The sequence below is a fragment of the Bradyrhizobium sp. LA6.8 genome, from assembly GCF_040547935.1.
Taxonomy (GTDB): Bacteria; Pseudomonadota; Alphaproteobacteria; order Rhizobiales; family Xanthobacteraceae; genus Bradyrhizobium; species Bradyrhizobium barranii.
In genome coordinates, this window is record NZ_JBEPQQ010000004.1 from 118,636 (window position 1) to 142,882 (window position 24,247).

General features: G+C 64.2%; 23 protein-coding genes. 15 read left to right on the plus strand and 8 right to left on the minus strand.

Translation table 11 applies throughout. From position 1 onward, the window contains the following. Nucleotides 1-6: 6 nt before the first annotated feature. Both ABIA90_RS20745 and ABIA90_RS20750 read right to left on the minus strand, forming a co-directional pair. Entirely contained in the window at nucleotides 7-1,881 is a 1,875-nt protein-coding gene (locus tag ABIA90_RS20745; RefSeq protein ID WP_354122006.1) for a TRAP transporter large permease, read from the minus strand. 1 nt (nucleotide 1,882) lies between these two features. Then, nucleotides 1,883-2,914 carry a TRAP transporter substrate-binding protein gene (locus ABIA90_RS20750; protein ID WP_028147675.1) on the minus strand — a complete coding sequence of 344 codons (1,032 nt, stop codon included), beginning with the start codon at nucleotides 2,912-2,914 and terminating at the stop codon, nucleotides 1,883-1,885. 427 nt (nucleotides 2,915-3,341) lie between these two features. Here ABIA90_RS20750 and ABIA90_RS20755 point away from each other — a divergent pair, with 427 nt between their 5' ends. Together ABIA90_RS20755 and ABIA90_RS20760 are read left to right on the plus strand one after the other, a co-directional pair. Continuing rightward, nucleotides 3,342-4,823 carry a caspase family protein gene (locus ABIA90_RS20755; protein WP_354122005.1) on the plus strand — a complete coding sequence of 494 codons (1,482 nt, stop codon included), beginning with the start codon at nucleotides 3,342-3,344 and terminating at the stop codon, nucleotides 4,821-4,823. Between the two features lie 302 nt (nucleotides 4,824-5,125). Then, on the plus strand, nucleotides 5,126-6,793 hold the full coding sequence (locus ABIA90_RS20760) for a SulP family inorganic anion transporter (protein ID WP_354122004.1): 1,668 nt from the start codon (nucleotides 5,126-5,128) through the stop codon (nucleotides 6,791-6,793). A gap of 234 nt (nucleotides 6,794-7,027) precedes the next feature. Here the strand turns inward: ABIA90_RS20760 and ABIA90_RS20765 are convergent, their stop codons facing one another. Next, complete coding sequence (locus ABIA90_RS20765) at nucleotides 7,028-7,201, minus strand: hypothetical protein (RefSeq protein WP_155257718.1); 174 nt, start codon at nucleotides 7,199-7,201, stop codon at nucleotides 7,028-7,030. Nucleotides 7,202-7,321: 120 nt separating this feature from the next. Here ABIA90_RS20765 and ABIA90_RS20770 point away from each other — a divergent pair, with 120 nt between their 5' ends. From ABIA90_RS20770 to ABIA90_RS20785, 4 genes are all read left to right on the plus strand, one after another. After that, nucleotides 7,322-8,635, plus strand: a complete 1,314-nt coding sequence (locus tag ABIA90_RS20770) for an ABC transporter substrate-binding protein (protein ID WP_063981582.1) — start codon at nucleotides 7,322-7,324, stop codon at nucleotides 8,633-8,635. A 149-nt stretch (nucleotides 8,636-8,784) separates the two neighbouring features. Further along, nucleotides 8,785-9,714, plus strand: a complete 930-nt coding sequence (locus tag ABIA90_RS20775) for a carbohydrate ABC transporter permease (protein ID WP_063981581.1) — start codon at nucleotides 8,785-8,787, stop codon at nucleotides 9,712-9,714. A 3-nt stretch (nucleotides 9,715-9,717) separates the two neighbouring features. Then, nucleotides 9,718-10,569 carry a carbohydrate ABC transporter permease gene (locus tag ABIA90_RS20780; RefSeq protein ID WP_085399493.1) on the plus strand — a complete coding sequence of 284 codons (852 nt, stop codon included), beginning with the start codon at nucleotides 9,718-9,720 and terminating at the stop codon, nucleotides 10,567-10,569. 51 nt (nucleotides 10,570-10,620) lie between these two features. Continuing rightward, nucleotides 10,621-11,712, plus strand: coding sequence for an ABC transporter ATP-binding protein (locus ABIA90_RS20785; protein WP_063981580.1), 1,092 nt, complete (start codon nucleotides 10,621-10,623; stop codon nucleotides 11,710-11,712). 128 nt (nucleotides 11,713-11,840) lie between these two features. Here ABIA90_RS20785 and ABIA90_RS20790 read toward each other — a convergent pair whose 3' ends face one another. The 3 genes from ABIA90_RS20790 to ABIA90_RS20800 all read right to left on the minus strand — a co-directional run bounded on the left by ABIA90_RS20790 (nucleotide 11,841) and on the right by ABIA90_RS20800 (nucleotide 15,183). Then, nucleotides 11,841-12,200 (minus strand): hypothetical protein, encoded by a 360-nt coding sequence (locus tag ABIA90_RS20790; RefSeq protein WP_063986149.1) that lies wholly within the window; start codon nucleotides 12,198-12,200, stop codon nucleotides 11,841-11,843. A 118-nt stretch (nucleotides 12,201-12,318) separates the two neighbouring features. After that, nucleotides 12,319-13,653 (minus strand): Spy/CpxP family protein refolding chaperone, encoded by a 1,335-nt coding sequence (locus ABIA90_RS20795; protein WP_354122003.1) that lies wholly within the window; start codon nucleotides 13,651-13,653, stop codon nucleotides 12,319-12,321. Between the two features lie 105 nt (nucleotides 13,654-13,758). Beyond that, nucleotides 13,759-15,183, minus strand: coding sequence for an FAD-binding oxidoreductase (locus tag ABIA90_RS20800; protein ID WP_354122002.1), 1,425 nt, complete (start codon nucleotides 15,181-15,183; stop codon nucleotides 13,759-13,761). Between the two features lie 84 nt (nucleotides 15,184-15,267). Here ABIA90_RS20800 and ABIA90_RS20805 point away from each other — a divergent pair, with 84 nt between their 5' ends. Then, entirely contained in the window at nucleotides 15,268-15,762 is a 495-nt protein-coding gene (locus ABIA90_RS20805; protein ID WP_354122001.1) for a thioesterase family protein, read from the plus strand. Nucleotides 15,763-15,828: 66 nt separating this feature from the next. Here ABIA90_RS20805 and ABIA90_RS20810 read toward each other — a convergent pair whose 3' ends face one another. Further along, the gene (locus ABIA90_RS20810) at nucleotides 15,829-16,002 is read right to left on the minus strand and encodes a DUF1328 domain-containing protein (protein ID WP_008556598.1); all 174 of its coding nucleotides are present in this window, start codon (nucleotides 16,000-16,002) and stop codon (nucleotides 15,829-15,831) included. 237 nt (nucleotides 16,003-16,239) lie between these two features. On the opposite strand from ABIA90_RS20810, the gene ABIA90_RS20815 reads away from it, so the two are divergent. From ABIA90_RS20815 to ABIA90_RS20850, 8 genes are all read left to right on the plus strand, one after another. Next, entirely contained in the window at nucleotides 16,240-18,852 is a 2,613-nt protein-coding gene (locus tag ABIA90_RS20815; protein WP_354122000.1) for an ATP-dependent helicase, read from the plus strand. 8 nt (nucleotides 18,853-18,860) lie between these two features. Continuing rightward, nucleotides 18,861-19,148, plus strand: coding sequence for a type II toxin-antitoxin system HicB family antitoxin (locus tag ABIA90_RS20820; RefSeq protein ID WP_354121999.1), 288 nt, complete (start codon nucleotides 18,861-18,863; stop codon nucleotides 19,146-19,148). 88 nt (nucleotides 19,149-19,236) lie between these two features. Beyond that, complete coding sequence (locus ABIA90_RS20825; RefSeq protein ID WP_166101797.1) at nucleotides 19,237-19,653, plus strand: hypothetical protein; 417 nt, start codon at nucleotides 19,237-19,239, stop codon at nucleotides 19,651-19,653. After that, complete coding sequence (locus ABIA90_RS20830) at nucleotides 19,653-20,315, plus strand: OmpA family protein (protein ID WP_354121998.1); 663 nt, start codon at nucleotides 19,653-19,655, stop codon at nucleotides 20,313-20,315. Before ABIA90_RS20825 ends, ABIA90_RS20830 begins: the two co-directional genes overlap by 1 nt. 151 nt (nucleotides 20,316-20,466) lie before the next feature. Beyond that, on the plus strand, nucleotides 20,467-21,003 hold the full coding sequence (locus ABIA90_RS20835; protein WP_354121997.1) for an Mpo1 family 2-hydroxy fatty acid dioxygenase: 537 nt from the start codon (nucleotides 20,467-20,469) through the stop codon (nucleotides 21,001-21,003). 29 nt (nucleotides 21,004-21,032) lie between these two features. Continuing rightward, the gene (locus ABIA90_RS20840) at nucleotides 21,033-22,064 is read left to right on the plus strand and encodes an NAD-dependent epimerase/dehydratase family protein (RefSeq protein ID WP_085399500.1); all 1,032 of its coding nucleotides are present in this window, start codon (nucleotides 21,033-21,035) and stop codon (nucleotides 22,062-22,064) included. Nucleotides 22,065-22,092: 28 nt separating this feature from the next. Next, a complete protein-coding gene (locus ABIA90_RS20845; protein ID WP_063981571.1) occupies nucleotides 22,093-22,719 on the plus strand; it encodes a methyltransferase family protein in 627 nt (208 codons plus the stop codon). 235 nt (nucleotides 22,720-22,954) lie between these two features. Next, complete coding sequence (locus ABIA90_RS20850; RefSeq protein WP_354121996.1) at nucleotides 22,955-23,332, plus strand: hypothetical protein; 378 nt, start codon at nucleotides 22,955-22,957, stop codon at nucleotides 23,330-23,332. A gap of 523 nt (nucleotides 23,333-23,855) precedes the next feature. Here the strand turns inward: ABIA90_RS20850 and ABIA90_RS20855 are convergent. After that, nucleotides 23,856-24,062 (minus strand): DUF2934 domain-containing protein, encoded by a 207-nt coding sequence (locus tag ABIA90_RS20855; protein ID WP_354121995.1) that lies wholly within the window; start codon nucleotides 24,060-24,062, stop codon nucleotides 23,856-23,858. Between the last annotated feature and the right edge of the window lie 185 nt (nucleotides 24,063-24,247).

Here is a 24,247-nt window from a genome sequence, read left to right on the forward strand (position 1 = left end):
ACTCCTTCAGTAGCCGAATGCCCGCGGCAGTGCGGTCGAGAGCCATGGCACGAAAGCGATGACGAGCAGGCAGAGGAACAACAGGCCGAGATAGCCCATGATCGGCTTCACCGTCTGCTCGATCGGCACGTTGCCGATCAGGCAGGCGCCGTAGAGTCCGAGCCCGAGCGGCGGCGCGAACAGGCCGATGCCCATCGCGATGACCAGCACGACGCCGAAATGCAGGGGATCGACGCCGAGCTGCACGGCGACCGGCAGCAGCAGCGGCCCGAAGATGATGAGCGCGGCAGCGCCTTCCAGCACCGAGCCCATCACGATCAGCACGCCGATCGCGAGCAGGATGAACAGCCACGTCCCTGATGTCTTGGACAATCCCAACATGAAGTCGCCGACCGCGTGCGGCACCTGCTGCAGGGTCAGCGTGAACGCCAGCGACTGCGCGGCGGCGACGATGAACAGCACGAGCCCCGCACGCGTCGCGCCCTGCACGAAGCTGTGTGCGGCCGACTTAAAGGTGAGCTCGCGGAACACGACGCTGCCGACGACGAGCGCATAGGCCACGGCAAACGCGGAGATCTCCGTCGCCGTCGCAAAGCCGCTCTTGAAGCCGAAGAAGATCATGAAGATCAGGCCGAACGAGGCGATCGCGCCGCTCCAAAGGCCAGACACCGGCATCTGCGGCGCAACGTCCTCGGTATCCGCCGGCCGCTTGCCGAAGATGATGGACACCGCGATCAGGACCAGCGCCATCAGCGCCGCCGGCAGGAGGCCAGCGACGAACAGGCCGCCGATCGACAGGTTCGCGACGAAACCCAGGATGATCAAATTGATGCAGGGCGGAATGGTTTCCGCCATCACCGCGGATGCGGCAAGCAACGCCACCGCGCCGCCCGGATTCTGCTTCGAGCGGCGTGCGGCCGGGATCAGCACCGAGCCGACCGCGGCGACGTCGGCCATCTTCGAACCGGATATGCCTGAGAACAGCACCATCGACGCCACCATCACGACGTTGAGCCCGCCGCGCATACGGCCGACACCGCGTTGCAACAGCTCGATCAGGCGCACCGACATGCCGTTGGCTTCCATGAGGTAGCCGACGAGGATGAAGAAGGGGATCGCGAGCAGCACGAAATTGTCGATGCCGCGCGCCATCTGCTGGGCGAAGATCACGCCGGGCAGCGCGCCCTCGACCCAGATGAAGATCAGCGCGGCCAGCGCCAGCGCGAACCCGATCGGCAATCCGCCGAACAGGGTTGCGAAGAAGCCGGTAAACATCAGCGTACCCGCTGACGGCACCGTGGACGGCGACAGATAATCCCAGGCGAGATAGAGGCCGCTGACGATGACGACCGCAACGAGGCCCCTGACGATGTCAGGCAGCGGCCGCGCGCAGAGCTGGTCGATCGCGAACACCGTCATGAACAGCGCGCCGATGCCCATCGGGTAGAAGGTCAGCTCCAGCGGCAGGCCGGACCCGGTGGTCTGGCCTGAAGTCAATGATCCCAGCTTGATCGCGTTGTAGGCGACATAGCCGGAGATCAGCACGACCAGAAGCGCGCTCGCGGCATCCACCAGCGTGCGCAGCCGCACCGGCAGCAGATCGCGGAAGAAGGACACGCCGACATTCTCGCCGCGCGCCAGCGCGCTCGCCGCGCCGAAGAAGGCCGAGCCGACCATCAGGCCGCGCGCGACGTCATCAGACCATTCGACCGGCGCATTGAAGCAGAAGCGCAGCAGCACCGACGCGCAGACGACCACGAGATCGGCGGCCAGGAGGATGGCCGCAATCGCGTCGCTGAGGCGAAGCAGCAGCGTAATGCTCCCGTGGCGGCCGCCCGAGAGGGGCACGGCGGCTGTCAACGCCATCTCAGACTTGGTCATCTCAAGCTTGCGTCGCGCGGATGATGTCGATGACCGGCTTGGACTCCGGCCGCGCCTTGATGAAGTTCTCGTGCTGCGGCGCGACGCGCTTCTTGAAGGCTTCGCGGTCGCATTCGGCCACCGTCACGCCCTTCTCGGTCAAAGCCGTCAGCGCCTCCTTCTCGACCGCAAGCCCATGGGCGCGCGTATCGGCCGCGGCCTTCTTGGCAGCATCGAGGAAACCCTCGCGCAGCTTCGGATCCATGCGGTTGTAGGTCACGTCGCTGAAGTAGATCGCGAGCGGCGAGAAATTGTGCTGCGTCAGTGAGTAGAATTTTGCCGTTTCGAAGAACTTGCTGGCCAGAATCGTCGGCGGATCGTGCTCCAGCCCGTCGAGCACGCCGGCCTGGAGCGCCGTGTAGATCTCGCCGAAGGCCAGGGGCGTCGCGGCGGCGCCCATCAGGCGCAGGCATTCCGTGATCACCGGATTCGGCAGCGTCCTGATCTTGAGGCCGGCGAGATCCTCCGGCGTCTTCACCGGCTTCCTCGCGAGCACGCTGCGTGAGCCGAAATTATAGGCCCAGGCGATGATGCGGATGTTGCCACTCTTGAGCAGCGCGTCCTCGATCGGCTTGGCGGCGCCGGAATCGAACGCCTTGGTCTGCTGCGGGAAGCTCGAGAACAGAAAGCCGAGGTCGAAGGTGCCGACCAGCGGCACCAGGTTGGCCGAGATCGACGAGCCCGACACCATGAGGTCGATGACGCCGAGCTTCACCGAATTGATGACGTCGATCTCCTGCCCGAGCTGGTTGTCCGGGAAGAAGGCGACCTCGACCTGCTCGCCGAGCCCGTTGCCCTTCAGGTTCTTGACGAGGTTGTCATAGTAGACGCGGCCGTTGGCGTATTTCGGATCGTTCGGCAGCGAGGAGGAGCATTTCAGCTTCAGCGTCGCCGCTTCGGCGCGACCGATGATGGCAGGAGAGAGAACGAGGCCGGCGGTGACCGCCGTCGACGACTTGATGAACGTGCGACGGCTCACGGGCACGATGGTCATGGCGCGGTCTCTCCCCGAATATTCTTGTTTACGGCCGAGATCGCTGCCGCGGCCTGTTGCGCGGACTGTATGGCCAAAGCGACGGGGCAGGCAAGGGTTGCGGCCGGCCGTCGCAAAGCGGCGTGTTGCGAACATCGACGTCATCGGCGCCGTCAAAACAACCATGTTTGTCCGGGATTCTCGATCGGATCGGCCTGGTGGCCGATGTGCGACAGGACGCTTCGCGCAACAGCGGGGATCAATCCAATTGGTGCATGGATCAATGCGCAATTCACATGGATGCTGCCGGAGCGATACCCGGCGGCTCCGGCAGACGCCCTGCCCCATTTTGCCGCAGCTTGCTGCGTGATCCAGTGCACAGACAGACACGTGGCCGCGACCTAGAAAAGGTGACATCATCGCGCGCATTGCCGATGGAGGTGACACCATGCGCCGTCCAGTCCTTCGCAATTTGTTTCTTGCCTCCAGCCTTGTCGCGCTCGCGCAATTGATGACGCCGACCGACGCCGACGCCGAGGCGCGGCTCGCACTGGTGATCGGCCAATCGGCCTATCGCACGGTGCCGGAGCTGCCCAACGCCGCCAACGACGCCAAGGGCATGACGGAGCTGCTCGGCAATGCCGGCTTCACCGTCACCACGGCGGCCAATTTGGCGCAGAACGAGATGCGCGTTGCGATCTCCGATTTCGCCGGCAAGGTCAGCGCCAGCGGCGCCGACACCGTCGCACTGGTGTTCTATGCCGGCCACGGCCTCCAGATCGACGGCGAGAACTATCTGGTGCCGGTCGATCTCGATCCCAAGCGCGAGGCCGACATTCCGCTCCAGGGCGTGCGACTGAACGATCTGCTCAACACGCTCGGCGCGCTGCCGACGCGGGCACGCATCTTCATGCTCGACGCCTGCCGCAACAATCCGTTCCCTGCGCTCAGCGGCGCCGGCCACGGGCTTGCGATCGTCGACACCAAGGCCGGCGCACCCGGCTCCTTCATCTCCTATTCGACCTCGCCCGGCGCCGAAGCCGAGGACGGCTCCGGCATCGACAGCCCCTACACCACGGCCGCGCTGACCGTCGCAAAACAACCGAACCTGCCGATCGAGGAAGTGTTCAAGCGCATCCGCATCGCCGTGGCGCAATCAACCGACGGGCGGCAGATCCCGTGGGAGAGCTCGTCGCTGACGACCGACTTCAAGTTCTTCGGCGACAGCAGCGGTCAGCAACCGTCCCTTCCGGGCGCATCGTCGATGGCGCTCGCCAGCGGCACGCGCGGTGTCGAGGACTGGCGCAGGGATTTGCAGGGCAAGGACGCCAGGGCCGCCTATGAGCTCGTGATCGCGGACGACACCGTGCCGGCGTATCAGGCCTATGTCGAATTGTACGCGCAGTCGTCCTTTACACCGCGCCTGCGCACGATCCTGGAGCGTCGGCGACAGATGCTGGCCTGGGAGCGCGCGACCGCGATCAACACCCGCGCCTCGTTCGAGGCCTATCTGGCCAATTGGGACAATAGCGACCTCGCCGCCACCGCGCGCCGACTGCTGCTCCGCGTGCAGAACCGCAACTATGCGTTACCCGTCGCGGCCGCAGCGGCCCCTGCTCCGGTCGCGGTCGCAATGGCCCCCACCTGCCCGTGCTCGGCGCCGTCGACACCGGCAACGCCGGTCAATCCGGCGGTGGCGCCCGTCATCAAGAAGCGCGTCGACGACACCCCACCGAAGCGAAAAGTGGTCGAGACGCCGCCGAAGTCGCGCCGGCCTCCGCCCGACGAAGTGATCTACGAGCGCGCGCCACCCCCTGGCTTGCCGCCTGAAGCCGTGGGCGTCGGAATCGGTGTCGGGATTGGTCTCGGCATGGGCGGTCGTGGCGGAGGCGGCTACGGACGCGGCGACTACAATCGCGGCAGGTACTGAGCCCCAGTTCACCAAGCGAATGGATGTCCGCAGGCCGTGCCTGCGGACATTTCTGTCGATGGTGAGCGGCCAGCAACTCTCGTGCCCCGGACGCAGCGCAGCGCTTCCGGCGATGCGAAGCATCGTCCGGTGCGGAGCGCTGCAGAGCCGGAGCCCACGCGGCAGCAATCGGCGTAGCACGATGGGTCCCGGCTCTGCGGCGCAGCACTGCGTGCTGCGCCGCGTCCGGGACACGCAGATCGTGGACATTGGCGAAATGCTGTAGTCTGAGCGACGCCAGTCTTTCCGGGGATTCCATATCGATGCCGCACGACGCGCCCGCCAAGAGCTCATGGCCGCTGTTCCGGTCACTCGCGTCCTATGCCCTGCCCGGCGACCTCATGGCGGGCCTGACGCTGGCGGCGATTGCGATCCCCGAGCAGATGGCCACGGCGCGGCTCGGCGGTTTTGCGCCGCAGATCGGCTTCTTCGCGTTCATGGCGGGCTCGCTCGGTTTCGCGCTGCTCGGCGGCAACCGCTTCCTGTCCTGCGGCGCGGATTCCACGATCACGCCGATCTTCGCCGGCGGACTTGCCGCGCTCGCTGCCACCGGCTCGCCTGAGTATCAGGGGCTTGCGATCGCGCTGGCGCTGATGGTCGGCGCGATGATGCTGGCCAGCGGCGCTTTCCGCCTCGGCGGCATCGCCAATCTTTTGTCCGTGCCGGTCATGGTCGGCTTCCTCGCCGGCATTTCCGTCCACATCATCGTGTCGCAATTGCCGGGCGTGCTCGGGCTTCCGTCACCGAGCGGGCCGACGCTCGACCGCATCGGCGTGCTCGCGACCGAACTCGGCCGCACCGACCCCTTTACGCTCTGCATCGGGCTTGGTGTGCTCGCCGTGGTCTTCATCGCCGAGAGGATCAGCGCGAAAATTCCGGGTGCACTGATCGGGCTCGTCGCCGCGACGCTGGCCACAATCGCGCTCGGCCTCGAAAGCAAGGGCGTCAGCGTCGTCGGCGCGGTGCCGGGCACGCTGCCGCGGCCGACCTTGCCTGACCTTGCGCCGGAGCTGTGGGTGCGCCTGGTGCCGCTCGCCTTCGTCATCACGGTCGTGGTGATGGTGCAGACCGCCGCGACGACGCGGTCGTTCCCGTCCGATCCCGACAAGCCCGCCGATGTCGACCGCGACTTCCTCGGTGCAGGCGCCGGCAGCGTGCTGTCCGGCCTGTTCGGTGCGTTTCCGGTCAATGCCAGCCCGCCGCGAACCGGGATCGTCGCCGAGACCGGCGGACAATCGCAGCTCGCGGGCCTTGCGGCCGGGGCAATCGTGCTGGCGCTGCTCGCGTTCGGGACGGGGCTGCTGCAGCACGTTCCGGACGCCGCGCTCGGCGGCATCCTGCTGTTCGTGGCGCTGCGGATCATCCGGGTGAAGCAGATCACCATGATCTACCGGCAATCGTTCAGCGAGTTCCTGTTGATCGTCGCCACTGCCGCGCTGATCATCGTGCTGCCGATCCAGCAGGGCGCCTTCCTCGGCATCGTGCTGTCGCTGCTGCACGGCATCTGGAGCACGACGCGCGCGCGGCTCGTCGAGTTCGAGCGCGTGCCGGGCACCACGATCTGGTGGCCGGCGCATCCGCACATCACCGGCGAGCGCATCGCCGGCGTCGCCGTGATCGGGCTCCAGGCGCCGCTGTCCTTCCTCAACGCGCCGGGTTTTCGCAGCGACGTGGCCAAAGTGCTCGGCACCTCGACGCCGCAACTGCTGGTGCTGGAGGCGAGCGGCATGGTCGAGATCGACTTCACCGCCGCGCAGATCCTGCTCGACGTCTTCAAGGCGTGCAGCGAACAGGGCGTCACCGTCGCACTGGCGCGGCTGGAATCGGTGCGCGCGCAGAACGCGTTCGAACGTTTCAGACTGTTCGACGCCCTGCCCCGCGAACACGTCTTCCACAGCGTCGATGAAGCCGTGCGCAAGCTGGCGAAATAACCACCGCCTTCACTCGGTCCGCCGCCCCAAAGGGAGCGATACTTTTGGTCGCCGGCCAGTTCGCGGAGTAAGACCATGGCCGCCGCGTCAAAGCTAGCACTTGATTTCCTGCTGCGACGGGCGACAATGATGTCGCGCCAGCTTCCGGTACCGAACTTCATATAAGACGGGGAAAACCCGCTTGGCCGCGGCTATACCGTCGCTGCGCGGGAGGGATCGTTATGACGGTAGGGTTCAAGCGCTGGCTGCAGCGCCGACATGATCCAGGCCGCCGATCGTATCGCCGTTACGATTGGGTGCGATGCAATCGCGCCGCTGCTCCGCGAAGAACGCCCCCTGGTTCGCGGCGAACTCGCCACCCCGGCGCTGCAAGTGGAACGCCACCAAATGATCATCGAGCCAATACATTGCGGACGTTGTCGCGGGCGCATGCGTTGGGCCACGGAGGCGCGATAGACTGAAAGGCACTCCAGGCCGGCGTTAGACTGGCCAAAGGATATTAGCTCAGACACACCGAGGGAGGAATGCATGACGACGGTAACCCGACGTAACATCCTCAAGGGCGGCACGGCGCTTGTGGGCGGCATGGCCGGCATCCTGGCCACTGGCAGGGCTCCCGTTTTTGCACAGGGCACCACGGTACACTGGCTGCGTTGGAATGACTTCGTGCCAGCTTCCGATCAGCTATTGCGCAAGGAGCTGCTGCCTGCTGCCGAGAAGGCGCTGGGAATCAAGATCAATCTTGAGACTGTGAATGGCAACGACCTGCAGCCGCGCATCACCTCGGCGATCCAGTCGGGCTCAGGTCCCGACATCATCATGCTCTTCAATAACCACCCGCAGATCTATTCGGAGAGCGTCATCGACCTGTCCGACATCGCAGGTCGTGTGAGCGAGGCCGAAGATGGCTATTATGATCTGTGCAAGTCCAACTCCGCCGACGGCCAAAAATGGATCTCTTTGCCGTGGACCATCGTCGGCGCCATGATCGCCTACCGAAAATCCTGGTTCGATGAGATCGGCTCATCGACCTTCCCGGACACTTGGGAGAAGTATCGCGAGGTTGGCAAGAAGCTCAAGGCCCAGGGCCGGCCGATCGGTCAGACGCTCGGCCACACGTTCGGTGACGCGCCGACGTTCAGTTACCCGTACATGTGGTCGTGGGGCGGCACCGAGGTCGAGAAGGACGGCAAGACTGTCAACATCAACAAGAAAGAGGTCATCGAGTCCGTCAAGTTCATGACGGCTTTCTGGAAGGAAGCCCACGACGAGGGCGGGCTTGCCTGGGATGACACCAACAACAACCGTGCGTTCCTGTCGCAAACCATCTGCGCCACCCTCAACGGCGCTTCGATCTACATCGAATCGCTGCGCAACCCCGACAAATATATTACTGAAAAAGGCGCACAGCTGAAGACCGACATCCAGCACTCGCCGTTGCCCAAAGGCCCGGCCGGCCAATTCGCCATGCACACCTACTTCTCTCACGTCATTCCGAACTATTCGAAGAATCAGGACGGTGCGAAGGCGTTGTTGAAGTGGGTCCATACCAAGGCGAACTACGAGCCGTGGTTCGTCTCCCAGAAAGGTTTCGCGACACCGCCGACCCACGAATGGGAGAAACACAAGTTGTGGGAAGAGGACAAGGTCATGGCGCCCTTCAAGATCGCCGGCCTCCTGGGTCAGACGCCCGGGTACCCTCTGCCCTCATCAGGCAAGAAGGCTGCCGAAGTGCTCACCAAATACATCATCACAGATATGTACGCCAAAGCGATCCAGGGCGCTCCGGCGGAGGATTCCGTGAAATGGGCGGAAGTCGAACTCAAGAAGGTCTATTCTTGAAAGTACGTGCGCAGCACGTCGCACGGCTGCGAAGTGGCTGCCGCGCGCCCCGCGTCTCGGACTTGTACGGTGCGCCGTCTCTCTGTGAGGCGGCGCGATCAAAGTTTCGCATGACGCGTCTGTTGGCGTGCGCTTAGAGGTGAAGCGAGATGGCGATCGCCGAGACCCAAGTCTACATGCCGCAGGCGCCGCGGCCCAGAATCCGGCTGCTTGAGGACGAGCGTTGGCTCGCATTCGTGCTGCTGGTGCCGACCCTGGCGCTGCTCGGTACGTTCATCGCCTATCCGTTCTTGCGCGGCATCTTGTTGTCGGTGACCAACTCGCGCGTCGGCGTTCCAGGCGAGTTCGTCGGCCTCGCCAACTTCTACAAGATCTTCAATGACGGGATCTTTCGCACCTCCGTCTACAACACGTTTCTTTATACGGGCGTAACCACCGTCTTCAAGCTGGCGCTCGGGCTGTGGCTGGCCATGCTGCTCAACCGGAATTTCCGCGGCAAGGCTTTCACCCGTGCTTTCATCCTGCTGCCCTTCATCATCCCGACCGTGCTCTCGACTTTCGCCTGGAAGTGGATGTTCGACCCGACATTTAGCGTCCTCAATTGGCTCCTCTACCATCTCGGTTTGATCAGCGGTCGGATCAATTGGCTTGGCGATCCAGACCTCGCCATGATCTCGATCATCATCGTCAACATCTGGCGCGGAGTGCCATTCTTCGCCATCAGCCTGCTCGCCGGCCTGCAGACCATCAGTCCCGAACTTAGCGAGGCCGCCGCCATAGACGGTGCCAGGCCGTGGCAGCGGTTCTGGCACATCACCTGGCCCCTGCTGCTGCCCGTGACCATGGTCGTGGTGCTGTTCTCGGTGATTCAGACGTTCGCCGACTTCCAGATCGTCTATGTGATGACAGGCGGCGGACCAGCCAATGCAACGCACCTGTTCGCCACCTACGCCTATCAGATCGGCATCGGCACCGGCCTCCTAAGCGAGGGCGCTGCCATCTCGCTCGCCATGTTTCCGGTCCTGTTTCTGGTCGTTATCATCCAACTTCTCTACATCCGCCGCGTGGAGGTCCGCTGAGCCATGATCGAGGGCGCAAGGTGGCGAAAGTGGGCGTTCTTCTACGTCCCCATGGCGATGTTCCTGCTTTTCCTGCTGTTCCCGTTCTACTGGATGGTGATCACTTCGGTGCGGCCGGACGGCGAGCTTTACCGACCCTGGAATTCGATCAACTACAATCCGTTCTGGACCTGGAACCCGACCTGGGACCATGTCAGGTACCTGTTCGAGGAGACGCTGTTTGCATCGTGGCTGTGGAACACGACGTTCATCGCGCTCGCGTCAACCGCCATCTCGCTCGTGTGCGGCGTGTTTGCCGGCTATGCTCTCTCGCGGCTGAACTTTCCATTTGCAGGCAGCCTGGGCACCGGCATCTTCATCACCTATCTGGTGCCTCAAACGCTGCTCTTCATTCCGCTGGCAGAGATCATCCGCAACTATCGGCTGGGTGACACGCCCTGGTCATTGATCCTGACCTATCCGACCTTTCTCATTCCGTTCTGCACCTGGCTCATGATGGGCTACTTCAAGGCGGTGCCCAAGGAGCTCGAGGAATGCGCGCGCATTGACGGCGCCTCGCGCTGGCAGGCCATGCTCTACATCGTCATCCCGGTGGCGATCCCGGGCATCCTCTCGGCCGGCATCTTCGCTTTCACCCTGTCGTGGAACGAGTTCATCTACGCACTTGTCTTCCTGTCCTCGCCTGGACAGAAGACCGTGCCGGTCGGCGTCACATCGGAGCTGATCCGCGGCGATGTATTCTTCTGGGGACCGCTGATGGCTGGCGCCCTGCTCGGATCGATCCCGGTTGCTATCGCCTATTCGTTTTTCGTCGAGCACTACGTCGCAGGACTGACTGGATCGGTGAAGGGCTGACAGCACCCCGGATCATCAGGAAAGTGGGCATGCGGAAGGCGGGTGGAGCGAATGGGCCAGGTCGTCCTCAAGGGGATCAACAAGTTCTACGACAGCGTGCACGCTGTCAAAGACGTCAATCTGCAGATCCGCGACAAGGAGTTCGTGGTGTTCGTCGGACCGTCCGGCTGCGGCAAGACCACGACGCTGAGAATGATCGCCGGGCTTGAAGCGATCAGTTCCGGCGACATTTCCATCGACGGAAACGTGGTCAATGAATTGGCGCCGATGGACCGCGACATCGCCATGGTGTTCCAGAACTACGCCCTGTACCCGCACATGAGCGTGCACGACAACATGGCGTTTGGCCTGAAGATGCGCAAATTCGAAAAGCCCGAGATTGACAAGCGCGTGCGGGAGGCGGCCGACATCCTCGGCATCGGTGAATTGCTAACGCGCAAGCCGCGCCAGCTGTCCGGCGGCCAGCGCCAGCGCGTGGCGTTGGGTCGTGCCATTGTGCGTCACCCCCGCGTGTTCCTGTTCGACGAGCCGCTGTCGAACCTCGATGCCAAGCTGCGGGTACAGATGCGCGTTGAGCTCAAGAAACTGCATCTCCGTCTCGGCACCACCGCCATTTACGTTACCCACGATCAGGTCGAGGCCATGACGCTGGGTGACCGGGTCGTCGTCATGAAAGACGGCGTGGTCCAGCAAGTGGGGGAGCCGCTCGAACTGTACAATCAGCCCGCCAACAAGTTCGTCGCCGGCTTCATCGGCTCCCCGGCCATGAATTTCGCCGCCGTTACGGTGACCGAGGCGAACGGATCGCTGATTGCCGAGAACTCCGGCCTGCGCATCAAGCTGCCGGACGAGACCGCGCAGCGGCTGCGCGGCCATATCGGACGCGAGGTCATGCTCGGCGTGCGGCCGGAGGACCTTACCGTGGCGGGTAGCGCTGATCTCGGCCACTCATGCTTCGATGCTGTGATTGAGGTGGTCGAGCAACTCGGCTCGGAAATCCTGCTCGATATGAAGGTCGGCGAGAGTATCATGGTGGCGAGCGTCGAGCCGACCGCGAGGGTGAGGGTGGGCGACAGGCTGCGCGTTGCCATGCGGCCTTCCAGGCTTCATGTTTTCGACGCGCAGACCGAGGCGGCCATCTAACCCCGGCAGAGGATCAATTCCACCGGTGAGCGGGAATTCGCCTTCTTGTCACCAGCTTCGATGACGCCCGGAGAGCTCGATGGCACTTGGCTCGTTGCCGGGCACACCGGATTTACGAGTACACGCCTCTAGGCCAGGGTCGGATGATCCCGCTGTATCGCCTCACGGATCCAGCTGGCATGGATCGCGCGAAACAGGATCTGCGCGGTCTTGAGGTCGTTCGCTGTCATGCAGAGATCGACGATGCGATGGACGGCGGCGTCGCGCATCAATCCATCCGAGATCTTCATCGCGATTTCCATCGCCACCTTGGCCGCGCGTTCATAGCGCTCACCTTCGCGCGTGTCGTTGCGCGCCGAACCGGCCGCGCTCGCGGCTGCGGCGTCACAAATCGCGCGGATGCGCTCGGCGGCCTCGATGTCGCCGAGCGGTCCTTCGATCGTCTCGTCCCAGATGTCCGCCGGCTTCTGCTTCGCGAACCACTTCATCGCCCCGTCACCAATGGTCTTCCAGCCGCCGTAGTTCCGCGCTCCCGCCTCGCCCAGCATAGAGAGGCCGATCGAGATCGGCGAGGCGATTTTTCCGCCACGTATTATCGATATGCAGTCAGGACGTCCGACGTGGTCCGATGGCCTCGAACTGCGCCTTCTGCTCGTCATTCAGCGTGGCGTAGAAATCCTCCAGCGCCGCGCGAACCGACTTGACGCCGTCGAGCATCGTGTCGAGCCGCTTGCGAACCGCGGCCATTCGCGTCGGCGGCGTCATCACGTCGCTGGGCTCGCAGGCCGCCTTGAGCGATGCGCTGACCTTGGCGCTGGTATCCTGGAGCACCTGTAGCGCAGCACGCTGGGTGTCGTTGGGATGAAGCCTCGCCTCGATGTCAGTGCTGGGCCAATCGAGCGCAGCAGGCGTCGCGCAATTCTGGACCAGCGATCCCCCGGTGTTGCTGGAAGCCGTCGCACGACGCTGATCCTCGGCCAGCGCATTGAAGCGCGCCTTCTGCTCGTCGGTGAGCGAGCCGTAGAATCGATCGAGGGCGGGCTGAACGAGATCGACGGCTTTCTCCATCGCCTCGATGCGCTGCTGCATCGCCGTCAGCCGACCTGGCGCTGTCGCCGCGACCTGCGACGGGCAGGACGCGCGGATCATCTCGGACGCCTGGATCGAGGCATTGCCGAGTTCGTCGAGGCTTGCGCCTTGCGCCTCGGTCGGCTGCACCGCGGCGGCGATCTGGTCGATCGGCAGACCGACGATTTCGCGGCGGTCGCTGCCGCAGAGCCGATCCAGCGGGACGCCGCGCGCCTGGCGCCGTCCCACCGGCCGCTGCGGCAGATAGGCCGAGAGACCGTCATAGCCGTAGGGCCCGAAGATGCCGGCATAGATGTCCGGATAGCCGTAGCCCCAGAAGCCGAGACCGTCGCCCCAGATCGTGTAGTCGTAGAGATCGTTGTAGGCGAACGGCCAGAACAGCGGTCCGACCCAGCCATAACCGCCGCCCGCATGTTGCCACCACCCGCTGCTGGCGCCGTGCCAGCCGGCGAGCGCGGCCGCCGCCGCGATCTGGGCTCGCGCGGCCGGATTGCTGATCAGACGGCCGTTGCGGAAGGCGCTGGAATGCACGTTGAGGGCGTTGCGAAAATTCGCAGGACGGACGGCCGCATTGCGGATCTGGCCGAAGTTCGGGCCGCGATGTCGGGCTCCCGTTGCGAAGCGGGGCCCGCCATGATGCCCGCCGCCATGCGCGTGCCCGAAGCCATGACCACCAAAATGGCCGCCTCCATGATGACCACCACCATGATGACCGCCGCCGTGATGGCCACCGCCATGCCCGCCTCCGTGCCCACCACCATGGCCGCCACCGTGCCCGCCCTTGCCCAGAGCCGTGCCCGCCAGCATGCAGGCAAGCGCCATCACGGCAATTCCAATGACAGGTCGCAACATCGCATCCTCCCGCAGAGCCGTGCCATTGAGGCAGCGGAAATTGACGGGAATTGGAACCGGCCTGACTGCCGAAAGTTCCGCGACCGCGACGCAGCCGGCCGCGCGCTACGCCTCCGGCACGATCTTGCCGGGATTGAAGATATTCAGCGGATCGAGCGCCTGCTTGAGCGCCCGCATCGCGTCGAGCGCTTCGGGGCCGAGTTCCGCCTTGAGATATTTCTGCTTGCCCTGGCCGATGCCGTGCTCACCGGTGCAGGTGCCGTCCATCGCCTGCGCGCGCTCGACCAGGCGATGCATGAACTCCTCACCGCGCGCCATCTCGTCGGCATCGTTGGTGTCGCAGACCAGCGAGCAGTGGAAATTGCCGTCCCCGACATGGCCGACGATCGGCGACAGCAGGTTGAGGCGCTTGAGGTCTTCCTCGGTCTCGCCGACGCAATCGGCAAGCCGCGAGATCGGCACGCAAACGTCGGTTGCAACCACGCCGATGCTGTCGCCGGGACGCAGCGCCTTCACCGACCAATAGGCGTCGTGCCGCGCCTGCCACAGCTTGGTGCGATCTTCCGGCTTGGTGGTCCAGGAGAAATCGCCGCCGCCGCAATCTTTTGCGATCTCGCCGAAGGCCTTGGACTGCTCGCCGACCTCGACCTCGCTGCCATGGAATTCCATCAGCAGCAGCGGCGTTTCCGGCAGCGTCAGCTTCGAATAGGCGTTGCAGGCCTTCACCTGCGCGGCGTTGAGCAGCTCGATGCGCGCCACGGGAATGCCGGTCTGGATCGCCAGGATCACCGCCTGACATGCCCCGTGCACGGTCTCGAACGACACCGCGCCGGCCGCGATCGTGTCAGGGATGCCGCGCAGGCGAATGGTCAGCTCGGAGATGATGCCGAGCGTACCTTCGGCGCCGACGAACAGATGCGTCAGGTCGTAGCCTGCCGATGATTTCTTGGCGCGCGTGCCTGTGGTGATGATCTCGCCGTCGCCACGCACGACCTTCAGCGCGAGCACGCTATCGCGCATGGTGCCGTAGCGCACCGCGTTGGTGCCGGAGGCGCGGGTCGAGGCCATGCCGCCGAGCGAAGCGTCCGCGCCGGGATCGATGGGGAAGAACAGGCCCTGGTCGCGCAGATGCTCGTTCAGCGCCTTGCGGGTCACGCCGGGCTGGATCACGCAGTCGAGGTCCTCGGCATGCACCGCGAGCACCTTGTTCATGTCGCGCAGGTCGATCGAGATGCCGCCGGCCGGCGCATTGACCTGGCCCTCGAGCGAGGTGCCGGTGCCGAAGGCGATGACGGGCACGCGGTTCTTGGCGCAGATCCGCACCACGTCCTGGATGTCGGCGGTCTCCTGCGCCATCACCACGCCGTCCGGCGGCTGGTTGGTGATCCACGTGGTGGTATGGCCGTGCTGCTCGCGAACGGCCTGCGAGGTGATGAGGCGGTTGCCGAACCGTGCGGCAAGCTGCTCCAGCGCGCTTGCGAGGGCTTTCGGCTCGACCCGCGGCGGATTATTGGTGATGGTCGTACCCACGGACATTCCTCCCGACAGAAGAACCGTGGCAAAGGACATCTGACCGGTCAAGTCAAGCGACCGCGCGCATAGCAGGAAAGACACATGCTGGAGACCGCCGCTGCCGAGCCGTTCCGCTCGTCGATCATGCAGATCGAGCCGCAATGGATCGACTATAACGGCCATCTCAACATGGCCTATTACAACGTGATGTTCGACCGCGCGATCGACCAGATGTGGTTACAGCTCGGAATCGGGCCGGGCTACATGAAGGAGCGAGGCGGCTCGACCTTCACTGCCGAATGCCATGTGCGGTATCTGCGCGAAATCCACCTCGGCGATCCCGTGCAGGTGTCGGTCTGGCTGCTCGAAGCCGACGACAAGCGGCTGCATACGTTCCAGGAGTTGCGGCATGCGACCGAAGGCTGGCTGTCGGCGACCTCCGAAAACATGTCGCTCCACATCGACATGGGCTCGCGAAAGGTGGCGGCCTTTCCGCCCGATATCCGGCAGCGCATTGCAGCGGTCGTGGGCGCTCACGGCGCCGTGCCGCGGCCCGAGGGCATCGGCCGGAACGTGGCGATGCCCTCGAAGCGGTAGTGCATGATCTGATCCGAAAGAGTGTGAAGCGGTTTTCCGGTAAGATCATGCACCCATCAGACCGCGCTATATCCTGTTGCGGCCGCGGGCAAGGCCCACCACGGCCGAGACCAGGAACAGCACGACCGCGATGAAGAAGATGATCTTGGCGATCTCGATCGAGGCGCCGGCGATGCCGCCGAAGCCCAGGATGCCGGCGATCAGTGCGATAACCAGAAACGTCACAACCCAGCCTAGCATGGTCAAACCCTCGTCTTGATGTCTGTCTGCGTCGGCGCGGCTGGCCGCGCCACCTGTCCAGACAATCTCGACGCGGGAACGATGGTTCCGGCCCACGCAAGCTGGAAATTCGCCCTCGCCGAGGGAACAAATCGGCCCGCCGCGCACGTGGAAAACCTCGCCCCGGCGCCCCATATAGGGACCAATCCCTGTTAAGAAGGCTCCCTTCCACCACCCCGCGGTGCCATCGTGGGGCCAATGATTCGCATGACCGACCCGAGCAAAATCACCAGCGTACCCGACCATCAGCCCGCAGCCGGCGGCATCGCCGCGCGTGCGCGCGCCTCCGTGGGCCCGAAATACCTGTCCGGGCTCAATCCCGAGCAGCGCGACGCCGTGGAGACGCTGGACGGCCCGGTCCTGGTGCTGGCCGGCGCCGGCACCGGCAAGACGCGCGTGCTGACCACGCGCATCGCCCATATCCTCAGCCAGGGCCGCGCCCGCCCCGCCGAGATCCTGTCGGTGACCTTCACCAACAAGGCCGCACGCGAGATGAAGCATCGGCTCGGCCAGATGCTCGGCCATGCGGTCGAAGGCATGCCGTGGCTCGGCACCTTCCACTCCATCGGCGGCCGCATCCTGCGCACCCATGCCGAGCTGGCGCAGCTCAAGTCGAACTTCACGGTGCTCGACACCGATGACCAGGTGCGGCTGCTCAAGCAGCTGCTGCAGGCCGACAACATCGACGACAAGCGCTGGCCGGCACGCATGCTGGCCGGCCTGATCGACGGCTGGAAGAACCGCGGCCTGACGCCGTCGCAGGTGCCGTCAGGCGAAGCCGCCGTGTTCGCCAACGGCAAGGGCGGCAAGCTCTATGCGAGCTACCAGGAGCGGCTGAAGATCCTGAACGCCGCCGATTTCGGCGATCTGCTGCTCGAGGACATCCGGATCTTCCGCGAGCATCCGGACATCCTGCGGCAATACCAGCAGCGCTTCAAATTCATCCTGGTCGACGAATATCAGGACACCAACGTCGCGCAATATCTGTGGCTGCGGCTGCTGTCGCAGGCGCCGGCGTCTCCCTCCTTCAGCTCTCCCCGCGTGCGGGGAGAGGTCGCATCGCAAGGCGACGCGGGTGAGGAGGACTCTCCGCAGACTGAACTCGTGGAGACAGCCCCTCACCCCGACGCTCTCAGCGCGAGCGAAGCTCGTCGCGCCCCCGCAAGCGGGACAAGCGAGCAGACGCCCCACGTCAAAAACATCTGCTGCGTCGGCGACGACGACCAGTCGATCTATGGCTGGCGCGGCGCCGAGGTCGACAACATCCTGCGCTTCGACCACGATTTCCCCGGCGCCAAGGTCATTCGCCTCGAGCGCAATTACCGCTCGACCGGCCACATCCTCGCCGCCGCCTCGCACCTGATCGCGCACAACGAAGGCCGGCTCGGCAAGACGCTGCGCACCGAGGATCATGACGGCGAGAAGGTCACGGTGACGGGCTCGTGGGATTCCGAAGAGGAAGCCCGCGGCATCGGCGAGGAGATCGAGCAGATCCAGCGCCAGGGCGACAAGCTCAACGAGATAGCGATCCTGGTGCGCGCCTCCTACCAGATGCGCGAATTCGAAGACCGTTTCGTCACGCTCGGCCTGCCCTATCGCGTGATCGGCGGCCCGCGCTTCTACGAGCGCGCCGAAATCCGCGACGCGCTGGCTTATCTGCGCGTGATCAATTCACCGGCCGACGATCTCGCCTTCGAGCGCATCGTCAACGTGCCCAAGCGCGGCCTTGGCGACGCCACCGTGCAGATGCTGCACGACCACGCCCGCAAGCGCCGCATCCCGCTGTTCGAAGCGGCGCGCGCGGTGGTCGAGACCGACGAGCTGAAGCCGAAGGCGCGCGGAAGCTTGCGCGACGTCGTCGCCCAGTTCGACCGCTGGCGTGCCCAGCGCGAGGTCACCGCGCACACCGATCTCGCCCAGATCGTGCTCGACGAGAGCGGCTATACCGAGATGTGGCAGAAGGACCGCTCGGCGGATGCCGCGGGCCGGCTGGAGAACCTGAAAGAGCTGGTGCGCTCGATGGAGGAGTTCGAGAACCTGCAGGGGTTCTTGGAGCACATCTCGCTGGTGATGGATCGCGACGGCGGCGCCGAGGAAGACGCGGTGTCGCTGATGACGCTGCATTCCGCCAAGGGTCTCGAATTCGACAACGTGTTCCTGCCCGGCTGGGAGGAAGGCCTGTTCCCGAGCCAGCGCACGCTGGACGAACAGGGCCGCGCCGGCCTCGAGGAAGAGCGCCGGCTCGGCCATGTCGGCCTGACCCGCGCGAGGCGCCGCGCAAAGATCTACTTTGCGACCAACCGACGGATCCATGGCACCTGGTCGACCACGATCCCGTCGCGCTTCCTCGACGAATTGCCGTCCGCCAATGTCGAGATCACGGAATCCAAGGGCGGCTCGGCCTGGGGCGGCACCGGCGGCTACGGCGCCTCGCGTTTCGACGACATGGAGGCGTTCGGTTCCACCTATTCGACCCCGGGCTGGCAGCGCGCCCAGGCCAACCGCAACCGGGGCGGCGGCCGCAGTGGCGGCGGCCAAGGCGGCTTCGAGGAACAGGCCTCGTCGTTCTCCTCCTCATCCGGCCCGGATTTCGGCAGCTTCTCCTCACGCCGCCGCGGGCCGATGACGATCGAGGGCGAGCTGGTCGCCAAATCCACCGGCACCACCTCGGAATTTTCCCTCTCCGACCGCGTCTTCCACCAGAAATTCGGCTACGGCCGCGTCACCAAGATTGACGGCAACAAGCTCACCATCGCCTTCGACAAGGCCGGCGAGAAGAAGGTCGTGGATAGCTTCGTGCAGCGGGCGTGAGGCCTGGTATGCCTCAGTACGTCGCCATCATCGAGGACACAGGCCCGGACGACGCCGTCAGCTTGTGGTTTCCCGACCTGCCGGGCTGCATTTCCGGCGGCGACGACGTCGACGAGGCCCTGGAGAGTGCGCCCGAGGCGCTCGCATTTTATGCGCAGGAGCTGAGCGCGGACGGCCGCCAGCTTCCCCCACCGAGGACGCTGGACGAGCTCAAGGCCGACCCTGCTGTGGCCGACGACCTCAGGAAACACACGGTCGCCCTGATCGAATGGCCGCCCCTCCCTGAGGCCGAGTGAGGACTGTTCGCCGCACTGGCCGGACGTTCGACGGTTCTCGCCCGAACAGCCCTTGACCATCGCGAACTTCCCCGTATCAGATGCGCCCATGGTCCGGGGCTCCATCACACTGATCTTGCTGGCATTGGTTATGCCGTCGCTAGCGGCGGCGGAGACCATGAGCTTTGGCGATTCGATCGGGCTCCTGGCCAAGAGCTGCGGCGCGGAAATCGTCGCCAATTGCCGCGGCGTCAACCCGGACTCGACCCGGCTGAAAGAGTGCCTGTCCCGCAACCGCGACGTGCTCTCGCAGCAATGCCAGAGCGACTATCTCGGCGCCTTCGATGCCATCCAGAAGCGCGTCGCCGCGCGCGTCACGGTGGCGAACGCCTGCCAGCGCGAGATCGTCAAGGTCTGCGGCGGCTCGACCAAGGAGACCAGCAAGTCGATCCCCTGCCTGGTCTCGACGCCCAAGGGCATCAGCAACAACTGCCTGAAGGCCGTCGACGACGCGGGGTATCGGTGATGCGCGCGAACGGAATCGCCATCACGCTGGTCGTGGTCCTGGCCCTGCTCGCGGGCGCAGCAAGCGCGCAGACGGCGGCGCCGACCCGTGACGACATCGTCGCCAAGCTGAACCATTTCGAACAGGCCGCCGAAGTCGACCTTCCCGCGCTGAAGCAACAGGTGATGGAGCGCGCCAAGGCCAGGATCAAGAACGATCCGGGTCCGGTGAACCGGCCGCTGATCGCGCCTGATCTCGCCAACCTGCCCGCCTTCAACGCGCAGATCCAGTTCGACGCCGACACGCCGATCATCCAGCCGGCGTCCTATCAGACCGTCGGCCGCATCGCGGACGCGCTGGTTAACTCCTCGCTGCTGCCGTACACGTTCCTGATCGTCGGCCATGTCGAATCCAATGCGAAAACGCGCGAGGCCAATGCGATCCTGAGCCAGCGACGCGCCGATGCGATCCGTGACGTCCTGGTGAACACGTTCAAGATCTCGACCAAGCGGCTGCATCCGATCGGCCTCGGCGAGGAGCAGTTTCTCGACCGGGCCAAGCCGACCTCGGCGGTCAACGGTCAGTTGCAAATCCTGACCTATGCCAAGGTGCCGGAGGAGGCGCCTGCGCATCCAGCTGCGGCGCCTGGGCCTGCGGCGAAAAAGCCCGCCAAGAAGCGCTGAACGAGATCACCTCCCCTGACGGAACTCTTTGAAGTTCCGACCGTTTTGCGGCCTGTCGAAAGCGCAACAGGCATGCTTTGCGCGACACGCGAGCCGGTTTGTGCACTGCCCTATCAGGTGCTATAGCCTGTTCTCGCCCTTCCCCGACCCCATGCTGCACGAGACCGAGATGGCTGGTTATTTTCAACGCCAACTGGCCGATTACGTCGAATATCATCGCGATCCCTGGAACTGCGCGATGCACGTGGTCGGAATCCTCCTGCTCTTCACCGGCGCCGTGCTGCCGCTCACCCTCGTGCGTTTTCCCATCTTCGGGATCGAGGTGAGCCTGGCCGTGGTTGCGGCCCTGCCGGTGCTGGTTTACTGGCTGATGCTGGACGCCGGGATCGGACTCGGCATCCTTGCCGCGATGACCGTGCTGCTTTCGGTCGCAACCGCAATCGGCAATCAGGCCTCGATCGTCATGATGTGGTCGATTTTTGCGCTGCTGATCGGATCTGGCGTCGCAGCGCAGATCGTGGGCCACAGGGTTTTCGAGGAACGGCAGCCGTCGATGGTCGACCACCCCGCGCATTTCCTGCTTGGACCGATGTTTGTCATGGCGAAATTATTCATTGCACTGGGCTTCCGTCGCGACCTTGCCGCGATTTTGGCGCCTGTTCCGACCAATTCCCTTTCAACCCGATAGCTCTAGAAGCGAAACAGTAAACCTTCTGCATGGCTCTCGTACTGGTTACCGGTGGCAGCGGCTTCATCGGACATCATCTCGTAGAAGCGCTCCGCGCCCGTGGGCAGCGGGTACGCGTTCTCGATGTCCGTGCGCCGGCCGCGGCGAACGCAGACGTTGAACACATCCACGGCTCGGTGCTGGACGGTACCGCGGTGGACGCGGCGATCGCCGGTGTCGATCAGGTCTATCACCTCGCCGGCCTGCCCGGCATGTGGGTCGCCAACAAGCAGGACTTCCACGACGTCAATTGCCGCGGCACCGAAATCGTGCTTGCCGCGGCGATGAAGCGCGGCGTGTCGCGCTTCCTGCACTGCTCGACGGAATCGATCCTGTTCCCCTATTCCGACCTCAACGGCGTGGCCGCCGAAGAGGCGCTGCAGCCGGCCGATGCGATGCCCGGCGCCTATACGCGGTCGAAGTCGCTCGCCGAGCACCACGCCGCGAAGGCGGCGGCCGCGGGCTTTCCGCTCGTGATCGGCACGCCGACCATGCCGATCGGCGCCGCCGACCACAACCTGACGCCGCCGACCGCAATGCTGTGGTACTTCCTCCAGAAGAAGGTGCAGCCGCATCTCAACTTCCTGGTCAATCTCGTCGATGTCCGCGACGTCGCGATGGGCCTTGTGCTGACCATGGAGCGCGGCCGCATCGGCCAGCGCTACATCCTCGGCGGCGACTGCGTCCCGCTCGGCAACATCCTGCGGATGATGTCGGCGATGAGCGGCCGCCGGCAGTTCCCGGTCGTCGTGCCCGGCAAGATCGCCGAGCTCTCCGCGATCATGCTCGAATCCATCTCGGATCGCATCACGCGCCGGCCGCCCAACGGCACCGCCGAGGGCGTGCGCATCGCGCTTGCCGCGAGCGACCTCTCGATCGGCAAGGCGCGCACCGAGCTCGGCTACGCGCCGCGCCCGATCGAACCGGTCTTGCGCGAAACCATCACCCATCTGCTCGCCCGCAACGGCCAGCGGCCCTCCGGCGCCATCGAGCATCACGCGCTGTCCTCGCGCGCGAGCTAAGGCCTCCGCCCAAACGCAAAGAACCTTCATGTCCTTCGATTTCAGCAAGCTTCTCTCCGTGGCCTGGGGTGGCTGGACCACGACCTGGCCGACCGAACTCCTGGCCTTGATCTGGCTCGCCTTTCTCGCCAGCTGGGTCGGCGCCTCGTTCTGGCAGGGCCGCACCCAGAAGCAGGTCATGACGCTGGAGTCGCAGCGCTATCGCCTGCCGATCCTGGTCGGCGGAATCCTGTACACGCCGTGGGTTGCACAGGTCCTGGGCTGGAAGCCGCTCTGGGTGCTCGGCAACACCGGCATCTACATCGCCGCGGTCCTCTCGGCCGCCGGCATCGCCTTCGCCTGGTGGGGCCGGCTGCATCTCGGAAAATTCTGGTCCAACACCATCACCCACAAGGAAGACCACCGCGTTATCGACACTGGCCCCTACGGCATCGTGCGTCACCCGATCTACACGGGACTGATTGCAGGCATGCTCGTCACCGGCATCGCGATCGGCCTCGTAACGACGATCCTCGGCGCCATCCTGATCTCGCTCGGCATGTGGCAAAAGGGCCGGATGGAAGAGGTGTTTCTGTCCAAGGAGCTCGGCGAAGATGCCTACGGCGCCTATTGCCGCCGCGTGCCGATGATCATTCCGTTCCTGTCGCCGCGGTGAAGCGTCCTGAAGGCGCGGTCGCTGCGTTCCGCTTTCTCTGCACGACGTTACCGCTAGTGTCGGACTTGCGCTCGATCCAAGCTTTACCATCAGTCGCTTGCTTGTCAGCCAAGCAAGCGACGATACGAAATATCTCGCAGGACGAGAGCGGGTCTGCGAGGGCATGCGCCTAGCCCTAGCCGGGGTGCCAGAGGAGTGATGTCCGTAAACTGACAACGCTACGGAGAAGCCTATTATGCAGTTGTCAAAGGTCGCCGCGTTGGCGCTCATCGCTAGCTGTCCAAGCCTGCTGTCTGTATCTCGGGCGGCGGCCGTTTCTGAATGCTCAATCTCTGGCACACTAGCGGATTGGGGCGAGAACTCGACGGCCGACATTGACCTCACGTCCGGAGGAAGTTGCCAACTTCCAATCAAGATACGCGGCACGGTGAGTGGCTCGGACATCTCTCAAAAGCCGTCACACGGCAAGCTAAAAAGGCTCAACCTGTCTACGTTCGAATACAAGGCGAAGGCCAAATACAAGGGTAGCGATACCTTTGCCATCAAAGCGACGGGTCAGGGACCGACAGCTTCTGGCACGTCGGTAATCACTGTGCGCGCGACGATCAAATAGCGTTCCTCGCTCGATTGCATGGTGAACGCGGAAGCAACAGCTGCCCGATGTCTCGCGCCAATGGCACCACAATGAAAAGGGACCATCGGAGTAACCGATGGTCCCAAAAGCCTCAAAGGCTCTTCGCTGGCAAAGGCCTTGCCGTGTCTTGCCAAGTTGGGCTGCGAGCAGACTTGGCGGGCTGCTTGCAGGGTTGATGCTCGCTCTACGCTGGCCTTCTGGACCCTGGCCTCTTTGACGCTGGCCTTATGGACGCTGGTCCCGTCGGACACTGGTTGCCATCGGCTCTGGTCACGTCGGCGCTCGTCGCTCTCGGCGCTGGATGGTGCGAGAAACCAACTCGATCAACCAATGCCAATTGAACTGCCGACCCGACGAATAGTCTAGGTGTTGTTGTCTGTTCCTCTCGAAGAAATTTGGGTTAGCGAGGCTGCCAATTCCCGCATCGTTGGACGTCTTTCTAACGACAACCGGCAGCCAGCCGACCGAATTGCAAACGGCACACGGCCTCGCGCTGGACTAGTCAGCGCGAGTTTTGCTTTTTCGGGGATCGCACCCTTCTGGCGGGTTTTGTCACTGCGATGTCAGCCACAGCAGGGTTTGCGACTGACGCCTCGAGAATTTCGTATTGAGCATGCTTCCAATGGACTTCCGCCTTTCCGTCGGGTTGCCCATCGGCGACCCAGAGGTGGTAGGCGCGCTCGCGAATTGCCTCTTCCAGATTTGGCATGGGATTTTCCTTGCGAATGATCCGCCCGGCCCCAGCCAAAAGACTTGCTCTCGTAGGGTTAATGAAATCTTAACGGGGCAGCGGAAGCCAAGCGTCGCGCGGGTGCCGCTAAAGGGCGGTCGGCGCTCATTGCGAGAGATCTCGGCAGCGCTCGCGGACGCAGGTCGCAACGAACGGTAATCCGC

Excerpts from the sequence above, each read along its gene's own strand:
- ABIA90_RS20745 (WP_354122006.1), bottom strand. The coding sequence starts at position 1,881 with ATGACCAAGTCTGAGATGGCGTTGACAGCCGCCGTGCCCCTCTCGGGC.
- ABIA90_RS20750 (WP_028147675.1), bottom strand. The coding sequence starts at position 2,914 with ATGACCATCGTGCCCGTGAGCCGTCGCACGTTCATCAAGTCGTCGACG.
- ABIA90_RS20755 (WP_354122005.1), top strand. The coding sequence starts at position 3,342 with ATGCGCCGTCCAGTCCTTCGCAATTTGTTTCTTGCCTCCAGCCTTGTC.
- ABIA90_RS20760 (WP_354122004.1), top strand. The coding sequence starts at position 5,126 with ATGCCGCACGACGCGCCCGCCAAGAGCTCATGGCCGCTGTTCCGGTCA.
- ABIA90_RS20765 (WP_155257718.1), bottom strand. The coding sequence starts at position 7,201 with ATGTATTGGCTCGATGATCATTTGGTGGCGTTCCACTTGCAGCGCCGG.
- ABIA90_RS20770 (WP_063981582.1), top strand. The coding sequence starts at position 7,322 with ATGACGACGGTAACCCGACGTAACATCCTCAAGGGCGGCACGGCGCTT.
- ABIA90_RS20775 (WP_063981581.1), top strand. The coding sequence starts at position 8,785 with ATGGCGATCGCCGAGACCCAAGTCTACATGCCGCAGGCGCCGCGGCCC.
- ABIA90_RS20780 (WP_085399493.1), top strand. The coding sequence starts at position 9,718 with ATGATCGAGGGCGCAAGGTGGCGAAAGTGGGCGTTCTTCTACGTCCCC.
- ABIA90_RS20785 (WP_063981580.1), top strand. The coding sequence starts at position 10,621 with ATGGGCCAGGTCGTCCTCAAGGGGATCAACAAGTTCTACGACAGCGTG.
- ABIA90_RS20790 (WP_063986149.1), bottom strand. The coding sequence starts at position 12,200 with ATGAAGTGGTTCGCGAAGCAGAAGCCGGCGGACATCTGGGACGAGACG.
- ABIA90_RS20795 (WP_354122003.1), bottom strand. The coding sequence starts at position 13,653 with ATGTTGCGACCTGTCATTGGAATTGCCGTGATGGCGCTTGCCTGCATG.
- ABIA90_RS20805 (WP_354122001.1), top strand. The coding sequence starts at position 15,268 with ATGCTGGAGACCGCCGCTGCCGAGCCGTTCCGCTCGTCGATCATGCAG.
- ABIA90_RS20810 (WP_008556598.1), bottom strand. The coding sequence starts at position 16,002 with ATGCTAGGCTGGGTTGTGACGTTTCTGGTTATCGCACTGATCGCCGGC.
- ABIA90_RS20815 (WP_354122000.1), top strand. The coding sequence starts at position 16,240 with ATGATTCGCATGACCGACCCGAGCAAAATCACCAGCGTACCCGACCAT.
- ABIA90_RS20820 (WP_354121999.1), top strand. The coding sequence starts at position 18,861 with ATGCCTCAGTACGTCGCCATCATCGAGGACACAGGCCCGGACGACGCC.
- ABIA90_RS20825 (WP_166101797.1), top strand. The coding sequence starts at position 19,237 with ATGGTCCGGGGCTCCATCACACTGATCTTGCTGGCATTGGTTATGCCG.
- ABIA90_RS20830 (WP_354121998.1), top strand. The coding sequence starts at position 19,653 with ATGCGCGCGAACGGAATCGCCATCACGCTGGTCGTGGTCCTGGCCCTG.
- ABIA90_RS20835 (WP_354121997.1), top strand. The coding sequence starts at position 20,467 with ATGCTGCACGAGACCGAGATGGCTGGTTATTTTCAACGCCAACTGGCC.
- ABIA90_RS20840 (WP_085399500.1), top strand. The coding sequence starts at position 21,033 with ATGGCTCTCGTACTGGTTACCGGTGGCAGCGGCTTCATCGGACATCAT.
- ABIA90_RS20845 (WP_063981571.1), top strand. The coding sequence starts at position 22,093 with ATGTCCTTCGATTTCAGCAAGCTTCTCTCCGTGGCCTGGGGTGGCTGG.
- ABIA90_RS20850 (WP_354121996.1), top strand. The coding sequence starts at position 22,955 with ATGCAGTTGTCAAAGGTCGCCGCGTTGGCGCTCATCGCTAGCTGTCCA.
- ABIA90_RS20855 (WP_354121995.1), bottom strand. The coding sequence starts at position 24,062 with ATGCCAAATCTGGAAGAGGCAATTCGCGAGCGCGCCTACCACCTCTGG.